The sequence below is a fragment of the uncultured Nostoc sp. genome, from assembly GCF_964245445.1.
In the GTDB taxonomy this organism is placed as follows: domain Bacteria; phylum Cyanobacteriota; class Cyanobacteriia; order Cyanobacteriales; family Nostocaceae; genus Nostoc.
In genome coordinates, this window is record NZ_CAXTNE010000357.1 from 4,366 (window position 1) to 6,554 (window position 2,189).

At 39.9% G+C, this 2,189-nt stretch carries 4 protein-coding genes; 3 read left to right on the top strand and 1 reads right to left on the bottom strand.

The genetic code is table 11. The features are described from left to right. The coding region (locus ACFE90_RS34535; RefSeq protein ID WP_375506786.1) for a hypothetical protein at positions 1 to 216 on the bottom strand (216 nt) is incomplete at its 3' end. Between the two features lie 237 nt (positions 217 to 453). On the opposite strand from ACFE90_RS34535, the gene ACFE90_RS34540 reads away from it, so the two are divergent. The 3 genes from ACFE90_RS34540 (at position 454) to ACFE90_RS34550 (ending at position 2,121) form a co-directional block, all read left to right on the top strand. Further along, positions 454 to 645 (top strand): bromodomain-containing protein, encoded by a 192-nt coding sequence (locus ACFE90_RS34540; RefSeq protein ID WP_375506787.1) that lies wholly within the window; start codon positions 454 to 456, stop codon positions 643 to 645. Positions 646 to 829: 184 nt separating this feature from the next. After that, positions 830 to 1,381, top strand: coding sequence for an alpha/beta hydrolase (locus tag ACFE90_RS34545; RefSeq protein WP_375506788.1), 552 nt, complete (start codon positions 830 to 832; stop codon positions 1,379 to 1,381). A gap of 167 nt (positions 1,382 to 1,548) precedes the next feature. After that, positions 1,549 to 2,121, top strand: coding sequence for an HdeD family acid-resistance protein (locus ACFE90_RS34550; protein WP_375506789.1), 573 nt, complete (start codon positions 1,549 to 1,551; stop codon positions 2,119 to 2,121). Positions 2,122 to 2,189: the final 68 nt, after the last annotated feature.

The following is a 2,189-nucleotide window of genomic DNA, read 5'->3' on the forward strand; positions in this document are numbered from 1 at the left end:
AAAATGATTAAGCAAACTGGAGTTTGAGAAAGCAAAAGCTTCTTTTGAGAAAGCATTTAAGTGTTTTGATAAAGTAAACAGACTTTTTGATAAAGCAATTAGGCTTTTTGATAAAGTAATCAGCAAATATACGTAAGGATTAAAAATTACGGTTGCACATAGTTTGCGTCCCGTAGAGAAGGGTACATCGGTTTTTGAATGAAAATATAAAACCAAACAAATTCTGCAACTGTAAAATTTTTTATAACACAGCAATAGCGATCGCTACTCATGATTTGTCTCAGCGTGCTATCTATCAAGTCCTGGCCAATAGAGTATTTTTACTCTAAAATGATGTAAGATTTGTACCTTATGAATGAGCCTCTTCAACCTATAGCAGGAGTGTCATGTTCGATTAAGCCCCTACTATGAAGAATTAGGTAATCAAATCGCAGTATATCTGCTTTTCAAATTATGGACTTGAAGTACAAGTGGAAAAATGGCTATCGGCCAAGCCGAGATGAAGCGGCAAAAAACCCTCATTTGTTAGATGAGAGTCAATTCGATAATGAGCAAGATCGAAAGCTAGCTGAAGAATCTGCAAGGAAGCATTTGGGCGTACCTGCACCAACCTTAGACGAAGATAAGTCAATACTACCTCATTAGCTTCGCTTAACGAAAAGGCTTAATAACACCATTTCCAAAAATCTTTGCAACAAATTGGCTGTAGGGGCGTATAACTTTACGTCCCTAATCATCTATCTGTAGCAGGAATTTCGTGAAATAATCTAACGTTTGGGCATTTTGTGCATATCTATGCCCCGCACCAACCATTATAAAGTTAAACAGAATGCAGATTTATCAACTTTTCAACCGATTAAACAATAGGAAATTCACTAAGTTACTTACTCAAACAGTAGCTTTAGGCGTAGGTGCTATTGTTCTCCTCTCAAGTGCTGATGCTAATGCTGCCGAGCAAGTTGTTTTAAAGTATGGTACTTTTCAAGGGCAAATATCTGTTCAAGAATTAACTCAGTTTACAGAAACTGGCAAAACTACGCCGACGTTAACAGCTTATTTGCAGGCGGCGCAACAAGACCCCGCAGTAGCTCGTAAGGCACTTAAAGCCCCAATCAAAGCCGATGCTGGCTTTTTAAAAAGCTTACTGTCTAGCTGGGCAGGGCCAGTTTTGGTTAACCAAATTGGTGAGGTAGTTCACCCTCCCGGAGGACAATTAAATCAGGAGGCGCTGCAAAGTGCTTTAAGTGCATCTATTCAACAAAAAGGTGAAGTTACACTGCTTGGAGCCATTCAGAATTATCCAAATACTTCTGTTGAACTTCAAGGAGATCGTCTCATATCTGTTTATGAACGCCTAAGCAATCTTGCAGAACTCTTATAACAGTTAGGTCATCAGATGATTGGTTTAGTGTCTCAATAGTCGTGAATTTTAGTCACGATCGCAATCAAGTTAATACTGATGAGTCTATCTTAGGGTTCATACCTTGTTACCTAGAAATTTCCTAATCTAAATGTAGAGTTTAGTCTAAGAATAGGAAAAAGATTTGTATGACAACCGATGTTTCTAAAGATATTAAGAAGGATGTTAATGGGTCACTCATAAGTGGTGTTCTTTTGAGTATTTTAGGGGTTATTGCGATCGCAGCGCCTAATTTCACCACCCTATTCGCCGAAAGTTGGATTGCGGTGATTTTGATTTTCGCCGGATTTACAAAACTAGTTTATGCAACTCAAACCCGCCAACAAGGAGGTTTTATTTGGAAACTTCTATTAAGCGGACTTTATATTGCAACCGGCATAATGCTGTTTGTTTATCCTTTTACAGGTATTCTCACACTAACTCTGTTGCTTGGCAGCTTTTTACTGGCTGAAGGTACATTCGAGTTAATTCTGGCATTCCGGTTACGTCCGCAAGAGAACTGGACGTGGATACTAGGTAATGGGATTATTACGCTGGTTTTAGGCGCAATGATTTGGTTCCAGTGGCCCTTTAATGCGCCCTGGCTTCTGGGCACACTAGTTGGTGTTAGCATTATTTTCACTGGCATTTCACGCGTAATGCTGTCATTGAATGCGCGTTCTAACTCGAATCCCACTAATGAAGCTGCAAATCCTACTTAGTAGATGGGGAATGGGGAACTCGGGGCCCCCTCTGGGGATTAGGGGCAATGGGGAATGGGGAATAGGAA

Excerpts from the sequence above, each read along its gene's own strand:
- ACFE90_RS34540 (WP_375506787.1), top strand. The coding sequence starts at position 454 with ATGGACTTGAAGTACAAGTGGAAAAATGGCTATCGGCCAAGCCGAGAT.
- ACFE90_RS34545 (WP_375506788.1), top strand. The coding sequence starts at position 830 with ATGCAGATTTATCAACTTTTCAACCGATTAAACAATAGGAAATTCACT.
- ACFE90_RS34550 (WP_375506789.1), top strand. The coding sequence starts at position 1,549 with ATGACAACCGATGTTTCTAAAGATATTAAGAAGGATGTTAATGGGTCA.